Consider the following 18944-nt stretch of genomic DNA (forward strand, 5'->3'; position numbering starts at 1 on the left):
GAGAGGTTATAGATGAAAAAGTATGAAACTTTAAAAAAAATAAATCAATATGGTGTAGTTGCTGTTTTAAGAGGGAGGTCAGCAGAGGAAGTATTGAAAATGTCTGAAGCGGCAATTGCAGGTGGGATTAAAAGCATTGAAGTAACAATGACGGCACCAGGTGCGTTAGATATCATTGAAGAGTTATCAAATAAATATGGTCAGGACACGCATCCAGAGTCCCCCGTCATCGGTGCTGGAACAGTTTTAGATGATGTAACTGCTCGATTAGCCATTTTAAAAGGAGCATCATATGTAGTTTCCCCAGCGTTCCAGCTTGAGACAGCCACAATGTGTAATCGATATCGCATACCTTATCTTCCTGGAGTCATGACAGTTAGAGAAGCACTGACTGCAATTGAAGCAGGTGCAGACATTGTAAAGCTATTCCCAGGAAATATATATAGTCCTTCTACGATCTCAGCATTTAAAGGACCTCTTCCACAGTTGAATATTATGCCTACAGGTGGCGTAAATATAAATAACTTACACGAATGGATTCAGGCGGGTGCATTTGCAGTAGGCATTGGATCAGATTTAACCAAAGAAGCAGAGAAGACAGGAGATATATCCATTGTAACTCAAAAAGCAGAAGCTTACATGGAGGCTTATTATCGGGCCAAGGACCAATAATAAAACCTTGTATATATTTAGAGATTTATAAATTATGGTATAAAAAAGAGGTGAAGGAATGTTAGATGAAAAAAATAACAACGTTGTTATCATTCATGAAAGTGATTCAGTAGCTATCGCACTGAAAGATTTTGAAGAGGGGGAGCGTATTTTTCTAGGTGGTAAAGAAATTATAATAAACGAGATGATTCCATATGGACACAAGATTGCAATCAAGGATGTTCCCAAGGGTGAAGATATTATTAAATATGGCTATCCAATTGGACATTCTACTGGAAACATCGTTACAGGAAGCTGGATTCATAGCCATAATATGAAAACGAACCTACAAGGTGAACTAGATTATGAATATGAAAAAGTAGAACAAAGTCCAGCCAAACAAGTTTATTCCTTTGACCAAACGTTTAAAGGTTATGTAAGAGATAATGGAGACGTAGGGATTAGAAATGAAGTCTGGATTATAAATACGGTAGGGTGTATCAACAAAACAGCAGAACTATTAGCCAAGATGGCCAATCAACAATTTCAGGATGAATCTATCGATGGTGTGTATCATTTTCCACATCCTTTTGGCTGTTCACAGCTTGGTGACGATTTAACTTATACACAAAAGCTATTAAGCAACTTAGTCCATCATCCGAATGCAGCCGGTGTTTTAGTTTTAGGTTTAGGCTGTGAGAATAATTATATAGAGTTATTTAAAAAAGTTTTAGGTGATTATGATAATCGTAGAGTTAAGTTTTTAGAGGTTCAAGCTGTGTCAGATGAGATGGAAACAGGGCTCAATTTAATAGAAGAAGTGGTTGAATATGCTAAAAAATTTAAAAGAGAGGATATACCAGTTTCAAAGTTGAAAATTGGTTTGAAGTGTGGAGGTTCTGATGGTTTTTCAGGGATTACTGCGAATCCGTTGGTTGGTAGATTTGCCGACCACCTTATATCAAGAGGCGGGACAGCTGTATTAACAGAAGTGCCTGAAATGTTTGGAGCTGAAACAATCCTTATGAATCGAGCAAAAAATGCAGAGATATTTTCTAAAATTGTAGAGCTTGTGAATGACTTTAAGCGTTATTTTATTCGACATGATCAAGTTGTTTATGAAAATCCTTCACCTGGCAACAAAAAAGGGGGAATTACAACGCTTGAAGAAAAATCACTTGGCTGTATTCAGAAGGGTGGTTTTGCGATAGTTAACGATGTTGTTCAGTATGGCGAAAGAGTGGATGAGATGGGATTAAACCTTTTACAAGGTCCAGGAAATGATCTCGTATCTGTAACCGCATTAGCTGCCTCAGGTGCTCACATCGTATTATTTACAACGGGAAGAGGAACTCCTTTTGGTGGTCCAGTTCCTACCGTTAAGATATCTACTAATACAGATTTATATGAAAAAAAGAAGAACTGGATTGATTTTGATGCTGGACAGCTTTTAAAAAATAAAGATATGAATGAATTAAGTGAAGAATTATTTGAGTATGTTTTAGATGTAGCATCTGGGAAGCTAACTGCGAACAATGAATTATATGGATTTAAGGAAATTGCCATATTTAAAGATGGTGTAACGATGTAGAAACATGGATAGGAGGAAATTATGAAAATCGATCAGCTTAACCGTGAATGGATATCAGAACATCAGATGATGTACAACATAACAACATCTGTTCATATGGAAGAGAAGGTTTTACAAATTGGAGAAGGTAATTTTTTACGTGGATTTATTGATTGGATGATTTTTAAATTAAACCAAGAGGGGAAGTTTCAAGGGAAGGTTGTAGCTGTTCAACCGACCAAACACGGCAAGGTAGTGCCAAAACTAAATCAGCAAGATGGATTGTATACAACAGTATTAAGAGGCATTGATCAAGGAAAAAAGGTAGAAAATATTGAAATCGTAGATTCTATCAATCGTGGAATTAATCCTTATGTGCAATGGGAGGAGGTTTTAAAGGTCGCGGAATCTCCTAACATACAATTTGTATTTTCAAATACAACTGAAGCAGGACTATCTTATAAAAGTGAAACTTATGACCCTTCTCAATCACCTGATTCTTTCCCTGGGAAATTAACAGCACTTTTATATCATCGGTTTAAGAAACTCGGAGAAGCACCAAATTCAGGATGGATTATTATTCCTTGTGAATTAGTAGATGCAAATGGTTTGCTGTTAAAAAAGCTTGTGATTAAAACGGCTGAAAACTGGAATCTTCCAGATCATTTTATTCAATGGATTCAAACTGAAAATGTATTTTGCAACACGCTGGTTGATCGAATTGTAACAGGATATCCTAGAGATCAGATAGAGGAATATAATGAAAAACTAGGATATGAAGATATTTTGTTAACAACAGGAGAACCTTATCACCTTTTTGTGATTGATTCTCATAAGGACGTGAAAGAGTTACTGCCATTTCATGAAGTTGGATTAAATGTACATTGGGATGAGATAAAACCGTATCGAGATTTAAAAGTAAAGTTGTTAAATGGCCCTCATACTTTAATGGCCGCTGTTGGATTTTTATGTGGCATTGAAACTGTAAAGGAAGCGATGGAGGATGAGCTAGTTGGTCCCTTCATTCAAAAAAGTATTAATGAAGAGATCATACCAACATTTGATGATGAAAAAAAGGCAAAAGATTATGCAAATAGTGTAATAGAACGATTTATTAATCCTTTCAATAAACATATGTTAAAAGATATTGCTTTAAATACAGTATATAAATTTAAAACTAGATTATTGCCAACTCTTAAACTTTACCAAGAAAAATTTCAGTATCTCCCTAAACATATTTGTTTTTCATTTGCAGCTATATTTGTTTACTGTAAGCCATCAAAACAAGAAAAGAATGAATTTATAGGTTCTCGTTTTTCAGAAGATTATGTAATAAAAGATAAAGTAGAAATTTTGCAGCTATTCTCTGAAGTTTGGTCACATTATGATGGTAGTAATCAAAGCATACAAAAACTAACTGCGAAAGTGTTGAGCGATAAATCCATTTGGGATGAGGATTTAAATGAGATTATAGATTTGAATCATATGATCGCAACTTATATCAATGATATTTTAGAGTTCGGAATGAGGGACAGTTTGAAAAAGATATAATAAAGATTTTGGTGTATTGGTGAAAATGCCATAAAAAATATAAATGAGGTGATTTGATGACTTTTTTAAGTGAAAATATGATGTTAAAGAGTGAAAGTGCTCAGATATTATTTCATAATTATGCAAAACAAATGCCGATCATTGATTTCCATACCCATCTTAGTCCACAAGAAATTGCTGAAAATAAAACTTACAATAATATTACTGAATTATGGCTTTCGGGAGACCATTATAAATGGAGAGCTATGCGCTGGCTTGGATTTGATGAGAAGTTCATTACAGGTGAAGCTTCTGATAAAGATAAATTTATGACATGGGCTAATACATTACCTTATACAATGGGGAATCCGATCTATGTTTGGTCACACATGGAGTTAAGCCGATATTTTCAAATTAATGAATTATTGACTCCAGAAAATGCTGAACACATTTGGGAGATTTGTAATGAGAAGCTGCAGGATAGTTCTTTTAGTACACAGAACATATTGCAACAATTTAATGTAAGAGTTATAAATACAACGGATGATCCGATCGATTCATTAAACTATCACAAGCAAATCAAACAGCAGAACAATGTAACTACTGAAGTTCTACCAACTTTTAGACCTGATCAGGTATTGAATATTGAGCAACCAAACTTTAAAGAATATATTAATAAATTAGAACAAGTGACAGAGCAATCGATCTCAAATTATAGCGATTTAATTTCAGCTGTTGAGAGTAGAATTCATTATTTCCATGAAAATGGATGTCGTATTTCTGATCATGCTTTTACGGAATTGCCATTTCATCCAGTCTCGGATGAGGAAGCAGCTTCTATTTTTAAAAAGGGTTTAGAAGGACAGGGGCTAACACTAGATGAAATTCATAAATATCAAACAAAAACGATGGTCCATTTAGGACAAATGTATGAATCACTTAATTGGACAATGCAATTACATATTGGAGCAATAAGAAATAATAATTCACGTATGTTTTCAATCTTAGGCAAAGATACTGGGTATGATTCCATTTTAGACTATAAACTTGCGGAAAATTTAAATGGATTTTTAAATGAGTTAGACAAAGAAAATACGCTGCCAAAAACGATTGTTTATACTTTAAATGCAGCTCAAAACGATGTGATTGCATCTGCAATTGGTAATTTTCAATCATCAGGAGCTAGAGGGAAATTGCAATTTGGTTCAGGGTGGTGGTTTAATGATACGAAAGATGGAATGCTGAATCAAATGAAAACATTAGCGAATATTGGTGTATTAAGTACTTTTGTAGGGATGTTAACCGACTCTAGGAGTTTTCTTTCCTTCCCAAGGCATGAGTACTTCCGCAGAGTTTTATGTGATTTATTCGGAAGTTGGATAGAAAATGGAGAATTGCCAGCAGATTATGAATTTATTGGCAATATCATTCAAGACATAAGTTATAAAAACGCTTTGAACTATTTTTCAAATAATATTTAATAGAAGATTAATAGAAACCTTCTTAAAATAAGATAATTTTCAAAAGTTGAAGAACCTCCATAAACACTACTAAAGTGGTTTTGGAGGTTCTTTTGGTCAATAGCTATTAACTTGATGGTTTTTTAAGGGTCTATTTTCCCTACACCAGCATTAGAGATTACAATTGATTTTACATTTTCAACTGGATCTAACGAATAAGTATACGGTGGTGTGTAACTAACTGTAGAAGTTGTTGGTTGATTTCCAGTATTGTTTTGGAATATATTATTTGACACGTCCCAGTATCCGATTTCACTGCTGTATAAAGAGACAATTGGATCTTTAGAGTTTTCAAAATGGTTATTTTCTATTTTAAGTGTTGCTCCCATTCTAGAATTAATTCCTGTATCGATGATGTTGTTGTAGTAATTATTATAAAGATGCCCTTGACCAAATCTAAAAAGAGGTCCCCGCGAGAACACGTTTTCCCAACGGTTATGATGATATGTTATTTTACGGTCATAATTATCACTGTCAGAAGATCCAACTAGCGCTGTTTTCCAGCTATCGTGTACGTAGTTATAGGAGAAGGTGATATATTCAGCATTATTCTTCACATCAAACAAACCGTCATAATAATCTTTGTCCACATCTAAACTGTTATACAATTCATTGTGATCCACCCAAACGTTGTTGGAAGGCCCTACTATGCTGATGGCATCTTTATCTCCAATATCAACGTGATGAATAGTTAAGTTTCGTATAATAATATTACTTGCTCTCCAAACTTTGATGCCGATCCCGTTTAATTCTCCGCTTGTACCAACGCCAAGTATGGATATGTCTGAAACATCTTTAACGTCAATTTTGTTGTTAGACGAATTTGCTGGTGTAATGGTTCCATTTATATAAATCTTTAATGGTAAATTTGGATCTTTATTATTGATTGCATTCTGTAAGTCTGTACCTGTACTAACAGTAACTACAACTGCATTGGCTCCTTCACCACCAGTAGTGCCTCCATTCAGTGCTGCAAATCCAACCAGATCATTTATATTGCCAGGGGGAGTTCCTCCTCCAGCACTTTGAGGTGTGGCGTTTACTTCTATAGAATTATTACTTTCACCAATGTTATTTACCGCACTGATCACATAATAATAGGTTGTACCATTTGTAAGTCCTGTATCTGTGTAAGCTGTGGATGTCAATCCTGTAGCAATCGTTGTATAAGGTCCTCCTGTGCTTGTTGAACGTTTAACATTATAGCTGTTTGCAATTGATACAGTATTCCAAGATAAAGAAACGGAAGCATCTGAAGCATTTGCATTAACATTAGATGGGGCACTAGGAATAACATCGCCACCACCTGAACTATTAGCTTCAACGATTTGCCATTGCTGATGGTCTCCACCCTGGTAGGTCCATTGGCCAACATTACCGCCATTTGCTAGAGAAGCATTTTGCACTTCTAAGGCTTTATTACTATTTTTGTTAATGAGTTTAAAGTAACCGTTACCAACGTCTTCGATTGTCCAAGCATGTGCCTGACTGCTTCTTTCTCTCATTTGTACAACATCAGCGCCATCATCTTTAGATTTGTTTAAAATATAAATCAGTTTTCCACTGTTTACATTAACAATATGGTAATATCCTTCTCCAATACTCTGAATTTGCCATTGTTGTTCAGGCAAATCACTGCGTGTCATCTGAATTAAAGTATCATCGTCTTGTATACCTGCATTAAGGACTTCTATAGCTTTTCCACTATTTTTGTTGATGAGAATGTAATTTTTATTTGGATCTATAATTGTAGATTCAGGTGTGGCGCTGACTTCAGCAGAGTTAACACTTTCGCCAACTCCATTTACAGCAGTGATTACATAGTAGTAGGTAGTCCCATTTGTTACATTGGATTCATTGTAGCTAGTACCAGTTATTCCACTAGCGACAGTTACGAATGAACTACCAGAAGTAGTTGAACGTTTGATATTATAGCTGTCGGCATTACTGATAGTATTCCATGACAGCAACACTGAGTTATCACCGGCACTTGCACTTAAATTAGAAGGGGGGTTAGGAATCTCCTCACTGCCACCGCCGGAACCTCCACCGGAACCTCCGTCACCACCTGTATCTATGACTCCAACACCAGCATATTGAATAATAAAAGATTTTACATCTTGTACTGGATCTAACGTGTAATTATATGGTGGAGAATAACTTACAGTAGAAGTTGTTGGTTGATTTCCAGTAGTGTTTTGGAATAAATTATTTGAAACATCCCAAAATCCAATTTCGCTACTATAAAGAGATACGATTGGATCTTTTGAGTTTTCGAAATGGTTATTTTCAATTCGCAGAGTAGCTCCCATTCGAGAATTTATTCCTGTATCAATGATATTATTGTAGTAGTTGTTATAAAGATGTCCTTGACCAAATCTGAATAGTGGACCTCGAGAAAAAATGTTTTCCCAACGATTATGATGATACGTAATTTTACGATCATAGTTATCACTGTCAGATGACCCTACAAGTGCGGTTTTCCAACTATCATGAACATAATTATATGAGAAAGTAATATATTCAGAATCACGTTTTACATCAAATAATCCATCATAATAATCCTTATCTACATCAAGGCTATTATATAATTCATTATGATCGACCCAAATATTATTTGCAGGTCCCTCAATGCTAATTGCGTCTTTATCCCCAGTATTAACGTGGTGAATAGTTAAGTTTCGAATAATAATGTTACTTGCCCTTGTGATTTTTATACCTATTCCATTTAGCTCACCATAGGTATCTACACCAAGAATAGAGATGTCTGAAACGTCTTTTACATCAATTTTACTATTGGATGAATTTGCTGGTGTAATTGTTCCATTCACGTATATTTTTAAAGGTCTATTTGGATCCTTGTTACTTATTGCATTTTGTAGCTCAGTACCTGTGCTGACTGTAATGACAACATTATTATCACCGTCACCACCCGTAGTACCACCATTCATGGCTGCGAAACCTACAAGATTATCTAAATCTGAAGGTATTGAATTACCTGATCCCTGAGGAGTAGCACTGACTTCAGTAGAGTTATTACTTTCTCCTACTCCATTTACTGCTGAGATTACATAGTAGTAGGTAGTGCCATTTGTTACATTCGAATCAGTGTAATTAGAGCTCGTCACATTGCTTGCAATTGTAGAGAAAGAACCACTAGAAGTAGTTGAACGTTTTACATTATAACTGACTGCGTTACTGACTTCACTCCAAGATAAACTTACCGAACCATTATTAGCTAGTGCACTCACATTCGAAGGTGTGTCAGGACTAACCTCTCCATCGGTAATCCCATCATCAACAAATTTTAATAAGTCAATGTTCGCACCTCCTTCTGATGAAATACCTGTTAATCTAATTGTATTTATTCCTTCATTAAGAGATACACTTTCTGAAACGATTTGCCAAGATGTCCAACTTCCTGTTCCAGGGAAGGATAAACTAGCATTAGCAACGGAGTTATTCACCTTAATTTCTGCTGGTCGATCAGTAGAGGCATTTGCATATCGAAAATTTAAAGTATACATTCCAGGGGTGCTAACATGTACATTCCACTCTATATATCCCCCAGCTTGATTTGGGTCAAAATTTACATATCCTGTACCTTCGTATCCGCTATGTTCTGTTTCAATTATAGCATCAGACTTAATAGAAGCGTCTTCAGCTTGATAGATTTCTTCCACTGAATTAGCCTGTAAAGGAGTAGATAATAATAATGAGGTTAATAAACAGAATACCATGAGAATGCTTAATTTTTTTTTCAAGATAATCTCCCTACTTTCTTAAAGAGTATTAAATATCAAATGTGCAATATCGTAATTCAATCAATAATGAAAACGTTGTTATTTTAAGATATGAAAATATGACAAGAAATAATAACGTTGTTATTTCCATAATTAAAGCGTTTACATTTTTTTATAAATAATCCTCCTCTCTTAAAAGCTATTATATATCACATTTTCTATAATGAGATATGGTATTTTAAAAAAATACTGAAATGTAACATGAAATTATCTGATTTATACAGGAATAATGGTTGAATGATATATTCTTCTAAGTTATATTAATAAAAAGTGTAGGAAAATTATACAAATAAAAAACAATAATTAACAACGACAGGATAAAAGTGTATAATTATAAAATAAATAGTATAATTAGACGTTGTGGTCAATTTAATTCTATTATTTATTTCTTATACTAATCTCTCTTTCTACTAGTTTTAGCAACTTCAATCAAGGTAATAAATATGATGATGTAAATTTTTAGTAGTTAATTGCAACAAATTAACATTAGAAAAGGTTATTATTTATAATTTAAATTGGTATCATCGCGGTTATTATTAATTAAATTGTTTGGTTACATAAAAATATTTTTCTTAATAATTTAAAGTAAAATATTAAATTATTTTAGTGACAGAAAAGGTGCAATTTATTATTGTTTAGTTAAATAAAATTTATATTCTATATTAATGTCTTCGTTTTTCTTATTACCACTATTTTACTCTTTCTAGTTACACTACACACATTAAAGATTATGTTAAAACATAAAGTCCAAATTTATAATCTCACAGTAAATTCCTACAAGATAGATTTATATTTTAATCCTCTATTAAAAAAAATCACTTCACTAACAACTTTCATTATTTTAGGTTTTTATTTTAAAAAATATGGATTTATATCCTCTTAACAGGAGCTAAGCGAATAAGTGCTTTTGTGGATGAATATAGATTGTATTGTGTCTTTTCCAGAGAAATTTCAGTCATAAGATTGAAATTTTATTTATTTTATTAAAGGGGGTGAATTTAGTATTGATTTCATGACAGTTTAGAAAAATTTAATGATCAGGAGGAAAGTACATTGAAAATTTTTCGAAGTATGACGGTTTGTTTTCTGTCACTACTGGTATTGTTTTCTGGTATGTTTGGAAATTTTCAAAAAGGAAATGTAGTAGACGCTGCACCAAATTTGTATAATTATGCAGAAGCACTTCAAAAGTCAATTTATTTTTACGAAGCACAGCGTTCTGGTGAATTACCTGAAGATAACAGGGTAGAATGGCGTGGTGATTCAGGATTAAATGATGGTGCAGATGTAGGTTTGGATTTAACGGGTGGTTGGTATGATGCTGGAGATCATGTGAAGTTTGGGTTTCCAATGGCAGCATCTACAACAATGTTGGCTTGGTCAGTTTACGAATATAAGGATGGTTACATACAGGCAGGTCAATATGAAGAAATATTAGACAACATTAAATGGGCTACAGATTACTTTATTAAAGCTCACACAGCACCCAATGAATTGTATGGTCAAATAGGGACTGGTGGAGTGGATCACGCGTGGTGGGGACCTGCTGAAGTTATGCAAATGGCTCGTCCATCCTACAAAATTGATGCAAGCTGTCCTGGTTCTGATTTAGCAGGTGAAACTGCTGCTGCTTTAGCAGCTTCATCGATTATTTTTAAAGAAACAGATCCATCTTATGCGTCCACTTTATTACAACATGCAATCGAGTTATATGATTTTGCAGATCAATATCGAGGAAAATATTCGGATTGCATTACAGATGCTGCTTCATTCTATAACTCTTGGAGTGGATATGAAGATGAAATTACATGGGGAGCGGTTTGGCTGTATTTAGCAACGGATGATGAAACCTATTTAAATAAAGCCATCTCTTCTACAGCAGATTGGGGTACAGAAGGTCAAACGCCTTATTGGGGTTATTTATGGACACAGGCTTGGGATGATAAACATTATGGAGCTCAAATTTTACTGTCTAGAATTACTGGAGATAGTCAGTTTATAACCTCAACAGAACGAAATTTAGACTATTGGACAACTGGGACTGAGGATACAGGGCAAAGGATTACTTACACACCTGGCGGTTTAGCTTGGTTAGATACGTGGGGTGTTTTAAGATATGCTGCAAACGCTTCTTTTTTAGCGTTTGTATATTCAGACTGGTTAGAAGCGAGTAATCCAGTAAAAGCACAAAAATACCGTGATTTTGCAGAAAGCCAGATTTTATATATGCTTGGTGATAACCCTGATAATCGCAGTTATGTAATCGGTTACAGCAATAATCCACCAGAGCATCCTCATCACCGTACTTCTCATGGATCTTGGGCAGATAGTCAATCTGTTCCACAAAATCATCGACATGTGTTATATGGTGCTTTAGTTGGTGGACCAGACCAAAATGATAATTATACAGATGATATCGGCGATTACGTTAGTAATGAGGTTGCCACAGATTATAATGCTGGTTTTACAGGTGCCTTAGCAAAGATGAATTTAATGTATGGTGCCGGACAGCAACCACTACCAAACTTCCCACAACCAGAAGTACGAGAAGATGAAATGTTTGTAGAGGCATCAATAAATAGTTCAGGAGCAACTTATACTGAAATTAAGGCTTTGTTAAACAATCGTTCGGGATGGCCAGCAAGAATGGGAGATAAATTATCCTTCAAATATTTTATGGATCTGTCTGAAGTGTACGATGCAGGTTATTCAGTTAATGACCTAACTACTTCAACTGCTTACAATCAGGGCGCAACAGTATCAGGTTTTATCCCTTTTGATATCGATAACAATTTATATTATGTTCTTGTGGATTTTACCGGTGTTGAAATATACCCAGGAGGCCAATCAGCTTATAAAAAAGAAGTGCAATTTAGAATGGCAGCACCATCAGGAACAACATTCTGGGATCCAAGTAATGATTACTCATATCAAGGATTAGCTTCTGGTTCATCAGTAATTAAAACGACATATATTCCAGTGTTTGATGATGGAATGAAGGTGTTTGGTGATGAACCTGGTCCCGCTGTACCTCCTAGTATACCGACAAATTTAATTGCAACAGAAGGGAATGGGCAAGTTACTTTAAGCTGGAATCATGCAACTGGAGCAAATAGCTATAACATCAAAAGATCTGGAACTAGTGGAGGACCTTATTCTTATGTTGAATCAACTTCAAATAACATTTTCACAGATCTGGGTTTAACTAATGGGGAGACGTATTTTTATGTGATCACTGCTTCAAATAGTACTGGGGAAAGTTCAGATTCATCTGAAGTAAGCGGCACACCATTTTTACCACAGCCTGGATCGTTTATTTTATCCGCTTCAGCAGGTGACGGACAGGTGGATCTCAGTTGGAGTTTGTCTAGTGATGCTGACCATTATGATGTGTTAAGGTCCCAAACAAGCGGAGGACCTTATACAACAATTGCAAATGGAATAACGTTAAGAGATTACACGGATACTTCCGTTTCGAATGGAACGACTTATTATTATCAATTAGTTGCAAATAATGGAGCAGGTACAACAACCTCAAATGAGGCTCAAGTTACTCCACAATTACAGCAGCCAGGTAGTTTTACTTTATCTGCAACAGCAGATGATGGAAAGGTGGATTTAAGCTGGACTACTTCTGCCTATGCAAACAGTTATGAAGTGTTACGATCAACTTCCATGAGTGGACCGTTTAATAGCATACAATCAGGACTTTCAACTACTTCTTTTTCAGATACAACTGTTACAAATGGCACAACTTATTATTACAAAGTGGTAGCATCAAACAATGCAGGCAGTGTAGAATCTAATGCTACAGAAGTGACTCCAAACGCACCGGTAATGGGAGATTTAGTTTTACAGTATAAAGCAGGGGATACAAATGCTAATGACAATCATTTCAAACCTCACTTTAATATTGTAAACAATGGGGATAGTCCAGTGTCTCTCCATGATTTAACGATACGTTATTACTATACGATAGACAGTAATCAATCACAGCAATTCCATTGTGATTATGCAACTATAGGGTGTGCAAATTTAAATGGAACCTTTGTAACGATGAGCCCATCCTCAGGTGCGGATCATTACTTGGAGGTTAGTTTCACACCAAGTGCAGGCAGTATTTCAGCTGGAGGTCAAAGTGGGGAGATACAGACACGTAATAATAAAATTGATTGGAGTAACTATGATGAAACGAATGATTACTCCTTTGATGCGAGCAAACCTCAATTTACCGATTGGGATCATGTGACTTTATATCAGAATGGTCAATTAGTGTGGGGTATTGAACCATAAGCCATTATGGTGATATTTTATTTTACTATTTTTTGATAGATGAAAGGAGAAAAAATATTCATGGGGAAAATATTTTTGTTTAATAATAATAAGTTAAAGAGAAAATGTTTTGTGATCTTCACCTCATTGCTGCTCATATTATCTACCATAAATGTATCTATTGTTCAAGCAGACTTTGATACTGGTAACGTGCGTGTCAATCAGATCGGTTATCTACAAGGTGCAGATAAAGTTGCCACAATTATCAATAACTCTACATCATCCCTCAATTGGGAGTTAAGGCAAGTAGGAAGTGGGGATGTTGTTGCTAACGGAACGACTTCAGTGTATGGAAATGATCAAGCTTCTGGTGATTTTTTACATCATGCAAATTTTTCATCGGTAACTGCTTCAGGTAATTACACGTTATGGGTAGATGGAGAAGGTGAAAGTGTTCCTTTTATAATTGGTACAGATTTATATCCAAATTTAGCGAAAGAAGCAATGGAGTATTTCTATTTTCATAGAATGGGTACAGATATTGAGGCGCAATATTTAACAGATCCGACTTTTGCCCATAGTGCACTTCATCCAGGGGATAGCAGTATTAGCTGTTATAACGACTGGTGTAACGGAGATATTTTAAATGTAAAAAATTCATGGGCAGATGCTGGGGATTTTGGCATTTATTCAGTAAATCAAGCCATTTCAGCTTGGACACTGTTAAATTTATTAGAAAGATATCCATCCGTTTTCCCAGATGGATCTTTAAATATTCCTGAGAATGGGAATGGTGTCCCAGACATATTAGATGAAGTGAATTTTGGTTCAACATTTATGAAAGGGATGTTGCCTGTTTCAGGTGGATTAGCCTCGCATAAGGTTCACAATAACAACTGGAGTGCTTTTCCACTCACAAATATTGCAGATGAAAATGGAGCGGAAAGATTCGCACAGCCCCCTTCTACAAATGCTACGTATGCTGTTGCTCGTAACCTTGCACATTTAGCTAGGTTGCTGAATGCTTATGACCCAGTTTATGCTGCAGAGTTATGGAATACTGCGGAACTAGCATGGACTAGAGCAGAAGCCAATCCAAATGTAGATTATACAGGTAGCACAGGTGATGCAACTGGCGGTGGGGATTATGGCGATACGAAAAACAGTGATGATCAATATGCAGCGGCAGTTGAGTTATATTTAACAGCTTACGCATTGGGAGATAGTGATGAACAAACCTATCAATCCTCCGTAATGAACTCACAGCATTATAAAGAAATAAGTCATTTCGGTTGGGCGGAAGTAACGGGTACAGGAACATTATCGTTATTGACAGCTGCAAATGATCTTCCAGCACAAGACATCACAGATATGGAGAATAATGTTTTAACACATGTTGATAACAACGTTATTAATATTTTGAACTCAGAAGGATATCCTATTCCATTACCTGGAAGTGAAACCTATCCTTGGGGTTCCAATTCATTTATTGTGAACTCAATGATATTTATGGCGTTTGCTTATGACATTAGTGAAGATATTACTTATTTAAAAGGCATTCATAAAACGATGGATTATCTTATGGGTAACAATGCTATGAAACTTTCATATATTACAGGCTACGGTGAGTTTTATGAAACAGATACACATGATCGTTGGGCTTGGGGGAAATATCAAGGAGGAACACCTTATCCAAAAGGATGGTTGTCAGGAGGACCAAATAACGATAATTCAAATGATCCAGCTACACCACAAGGGCAACCAGCAGCCAAATCCTATGCAGATAAAGACACAGCACCTAGTGCTTGGGCATCTAAAGAGAATACAATTAACTGGAATGCTCCATTAGTTTGGATATCTCAGTATATCAATGATACACAAGGAAATTTAAGTGTACCTGAAGCTCCAAATGCACCTTCTTCATTAAGTGCTGCACCAGGCAATGGTGAAGTATCACTAAGTTGGAACAGTGTGTCTAACGCAGATAATTATATTATAAAACGCGCTGCTTCATCAGGCGGTCCATATACAGCGATAGCGAATAATGTAACAGGCACGACGTATACAGATGTAGGTTTAAGTAATGGTACGACCTACTATTATGTGATTAGTGCAGTAAATGAAGTAGGAGAATCTAATAATTCTAGTCAAGTATTTGCTACGCCTGAAGAACCTGGGGGTTCATCTCTAAATGAAGAACGATTCTTAACGATGTATGCACAAATCAAAGATCCAGCTAGTGGATATTTTTCACCGGAGGGGATTCCATATCATTCTATTGAAACTTTATTGAGTGAAGCTCCTGATTACGGACACATGACAACTTCAGAAGCCTATAGTTATTGGTTATGGCTTGAAACGTTATATGGTTACTTCACGAATAATTGGACACCATTAGAGGAAGCTTGGGATAACTTGGAAACCTTTATTTTACCAATTAATGAAGGGGATGGTGTAAATGAACAGCCGACGATGAGTTATTACACTGCATCTAGTCCTGCTACTTATGCACCTGAACATCCATATCCAGACATGTATCCAAGTATGTTGAGCAATTCAGTTCAAGCTGGCTCAGATCCGTTAGATGCAGAATTGAAAGCAACTTATGGAGATAATGAAACCTACTTGATGCATTGGTTACTTGATGTGGATGATTGGTATGGATATGGCAATACTTTGAATCCTTCTCATACAGTAACGTATGTAAATACGTTCCAAAGAGGGGAACAAGAATCGGTATGGGAAGCAGTGACTCATCCTTCACAAGATGATTTTACATTTGGTAAACCAGGTGAAGGTTTTGTTTCTTTATTCATAGATGACGGAGCGGCACCTGCTCCACAGTGGAGATATACGGCAGCTACAGATGCGGATGCTCGTGCAGTTCAAGTCATGTATTGGGCGCAACAGATGGGTTATAACAATCCAACTTATTTAAATAAAGCGAAAAAGATGGGAGATTATTTACGGTACGGTATGTACGATAAATACTTCCAAGAAATAGGAAGTGCAGCTGATGGAACTCCAACACCAGGGACTGGTAAAAATGCAAGTCATTATCTTATGTCTTGGTATACAGCATGGGGAGGTGGACTTGGCGATATGGGCTCAGGTAACTGGGCATGGAGAATAGGTTCCAGCCATGCACACCAAGCTTATCAAAATACAGTAGCTGCTTACGCATTATCTGAAGGTGGATTAATTCCTGAATCTGCTACATCTCAGGAAGACTGGGAGCTATCTTTAGTGCGTCAATTAGAGTTTTATACCTGGTTGTTATCTGCTGAAGGTGGTGTAGGTGGAGGAGCTACCAATAGTGTTGGGGGAGATTATTCTAGTTATCCTTCGGGTGTGAGTACATTTTATGATTTAGCCTATGACGAAGCTCCTGTTTATCATGACCCACCATCAAATACATGGTTTGGTTTTCAAACATGGCCGCTTGAGAGAGTAGCTGAATATTATTATATTTTGGCTGAGAAAGGAGATACTAGCTCAACGAATTTTCAAATGGCAAAAGAAGTGATTGATAAATGGATTGATTGGTCTATTGATTATACTTTTGTAAATGAAAAACCGATGACAGATGATGATGGTTATTTCTTAGACAGTAATGGAGATCAAATATTGGGCGGTCTGAACCCAGATGTAGATACAACTCCTGAGCCGGGTCAGTTTTATATTCTTGGTGGTCAGGAATGGAGTGGTCAACCTGATACATGGAATGGATATGAAAACTTTACTGGAAATCCTGATTATCATGCAATTGCTAAGGGTGCCAGTCAAGATGTAGGGGTATTAGGAAGTTACATCAAAGCGTTAACCTTCTACGCAGCAGGTACAAAAGCTGAAAATGGGGATTATTCAGTACTGGGAAATCAAGCTAAGGATATGGCAGAGCAATTATTGAACGTAGCATGGAGTTTTAACGACGGCATAGGGATTGTAACTGAGGAACAAAGAGGAGATTATTATCGTTATTTTGAAAAAGAAATTTATTTCCCTGATGGATGGACTGGAACATTTGGTCAAGGTAATGCCATCCCAGGAGCAGGTGGAATTCCTTCTGATCCAAGTAAGGGTGGGGACGGAGTATATATTAGCCATCATGAATTACGTCCAGAAATTAAAAATGATCCAAACTGGTCTTATTTAGAAAACTTATACAATTCTTCTTGGAATCCGGATACCGAAACATGGGAGAATGGAACACCAACCTTTACTTACCACAGGTTCTGGTCACAAGTGGATATGGCAACAGCTTATGCAGAATTTGATCGATTAATTGGGGAGACTACCCCAACTGAACCAAATGCACCAACTGGGGTTACTGCTCTTCCTGATGATGGAGAAGTAAACTTAAGCTGGAATAATGTCTTTAATGCTGACAATTATAACGTAAAACGTGCAACTGTTTCTGGTGGACCATATACAACGGTAGCAAGTAATGTAACAGCTGCAAGTTATATTGATTCTACAGTAAACAACGGCACAACGTATTATTATGTAGTCAGCGCAGTAAATGATATCGGAGAATCAGCAAATTCTAGTGAAGTTTCAGCTATTCCTAACCCACCGCCAGCACCAGGCAGCTTTACCTTAACGGCAGAAGCAGGAAATGGGAATGTGGACTTAAGCTGGACTATATCTTCTAATGCGATTAGTTATGATGTGAAACGGAGTGAAACTCAAAGCGGTCCGTTCACTTCAATTGCATCAGCTTTAACAGCAAATACCTATAATGATACGAATGTTGTAAATGGCACAACGTACTATTATGTCATTACTGCAAATAACAGCTCTGGCAGTACCGATTCCAATACTGTTTCAGCAGCTCCACAACTTCCACTTCCAGGTAGTTTCACTTTAAATACACAAGCCAGTAATGAAACGGTAAATCTTTCTTGGTCTGTTTCTTCATTCGCAGATAGTTATTCCGTTGGTCGATCTACATCAAGTAATGGTAGTTATACAACCATAGCCACTGGATTAACATCGACAGCCTATAGTGATACTGGCTTAACGAATGGCACAACGTATTATTATGTTGTGACTGCTGAGAATGGATCAGGAACAACAGATTCGAATACAGCCAGTGCAACGCCTCAACTTCCAAGTGATCTTAAACTCCAATACAAAGCAGCGGATACTAATGCTGCAGACAATCAATTTAAGCCTCACTTTAATATGGTGAACACAGGCAATAGTTCCGTACCTCTAAGCGAGTTGACAATTCGTTATTATTACACTGCGGATGGCAACCAATCCTTTGAATTCCATTGTGATTATGCTGTTGTAGGCTGTGGGAATGTAAGCGGAGCCCATGTACAAATGAGCAATCCAGCAGAAAATGCGGATCATTATTTAGAAATTAGTTTTTCAGCAGGAGCTGGAAACTTAGCTGCTGGAGGACAAAGCGGAGAAATTCAAGCGCGAAACAATAAATCAGACTGGAGCAATTTGAACGAATTGAATGATTATTCCTATAACGGGAACCTTACGGACTTTACAGAATGGAATCAAGTAACATTGTACCAAAATGGTGCGCTCATATCAGGGGTAGAACCTGATGGATCAGGTGGTGGAAATCCGACCCCT

The 18944-nt window shown here is 36.4% G+C and carries 6 protein-coding genes and 5 pseudogenes; 7 read left to right on the top strand and 4 right to left on the bottom strand.

Going from position 1 to position 18944, the window contains the following annotated elements; all coding sequences use genetic code 11:
* Positions 1-12 precede the first annotated feature (12 nt).
* Genes VQL36_RS06475 through uxaC form a run of 4 tightly spaced genes read left to right on the top strand, consistent with a single transcriptional unit; the run spans position 13 to position 5232 of the window.
* Positions 13-672 (top strand): bifunctional 2-keto-4-hydroxyglutarate aldolase/2-keto-3-deoxy-6-phosphogluconate aldolase, encoded by a 660-nt coding sequence (locus tag VQL36_RS06475; RefSeq protein ID WP_349248525.1) that lies wholly within the window; start codon positions 13-15, stop codon positions 670-672.
* Between the two features lie 58 nt (positions 673-730).
* On the top strand, positions 731-2242 hold the full coding sequence (locus VQL36_RS06480; protein ID WP_349248526.1) for an altronate dehydratase family protein: 1512 nt from the start codon (positions 731-733) through the stop codon (positions 2240-2242).
* Positions 2243-2263: 21 nt separating this feature from the next.
* Complete coding sequence (locus VQL36_RS06485; RefSeq protein ID WP_349248527.1) at positions 2264-3772, top strand: tagaturonate reductase; 1509 nt, start codon at positions 2264-2266, stop codon at positions 3770-3772.
* A gap of 56 nt (positions 3773-3828) precedes the next feature.
* Entirely contained in the window at positions 3829-5232 is a 1404-nt protein-coding gene (uxaC, locus tag VQL36_RS06490; protein WP_349248528.1) for a glucuronate isomerase, read from the top strand.
* Between the two features lie 122 nt (positions 5233-5354).
* Here uxaC and VQL36_RS06495 read toward each other — a convergent pair whose 3' ends face one another.
* The 4 genes and pseudogenes from VQL36_RS06495 to VQL36_RS06510 all read right to left on the bottom strand — a co-directional run.
* Complete coding sequence (locus tag VQL36_RS06495; protein WP_413789562.1) at positions 5355-6341, bottom strand: pectate lyase family protein; 987 nt, start codon at positions 6339-6341, stop codon at positions 5355-5357.
* A pseudogene (locus tag VQL36_RS06500) lies at positions 6321-7349 on the bottom strand (RICIN domain-containing protein); the annotation flags it as partial. The gene VQL36_RS06495 and the pseudogene VQL36_RS06500, both read right to left, overlap by 21 nt.
* Positions 7344-8339: pseudogene (locus tag VQL36_RS06505) on the bottom strand (pectate lyase family protein); the annotation flags it as partial. The pseudogenes VQL36_RS06505 and VQL36_RS06500, both read right to left, overlap by 6 nt.
* Before the next feature lie 246 nt (positions 8340-8585).
* Positions 8586-9011: pseudogene (locus VQL36_RS06510) on the bottom strand (carbohydrate-binding protein); the annotation flags it as partial.
* Between the two features lie 1176 nt (positions 9012-10187).
* On the opposite strand from VQL36_RS06510, the gene VQL36_RS06515 reads away from it, so the two are divergent.
* From VQL36_RS06515 to VQL36_RS06525, 3 genes and pseudogenes are all read left to right on the top strand, one after another.
* Positions 10188-13367 carry a glycoside hydrolase family 9 protein gene (locus VQL36_RS06515; RefSeq protein WP_349251138.1) on the top strand — a complete coding sequence of 1060 codons (3180 nt, stop codon included), beginning with the start codon at positions 10188-10190 and terminating at the stop codon, positions 13365-13367.
* A 60-nt stretch (positions 13368-13427) separates the two neighbouring features.
* Positions 13428-15191 (top strand): annotated as a pseudogene (locus VQL36_RS06520) (glycoside hydrolase family 9 protein); the annotation flags it as partial.
* A 261-nt stretch (positions 15192-15452) separates the two neighbouring features.
* A pseudogene (locus tag VQL36_RS06525) lies at positions 15453-18914 on the top strand (glycoside hydrolase family 48 protein); the annotation flags it as partial.
* Between the last annotated feature and the right edge of the window lie 30 nt (positions 18915-18944).

It is taken from the genome of Chengkuizengella sp. SCS-71B (genome assembly GCF_040100845.1).
In the GTDB taxonomy this organism is placed as follows: Bacteria; Bacillota; Bacilli; order Paenibacillales; family KCTC-33759; genus Chengkuizengella.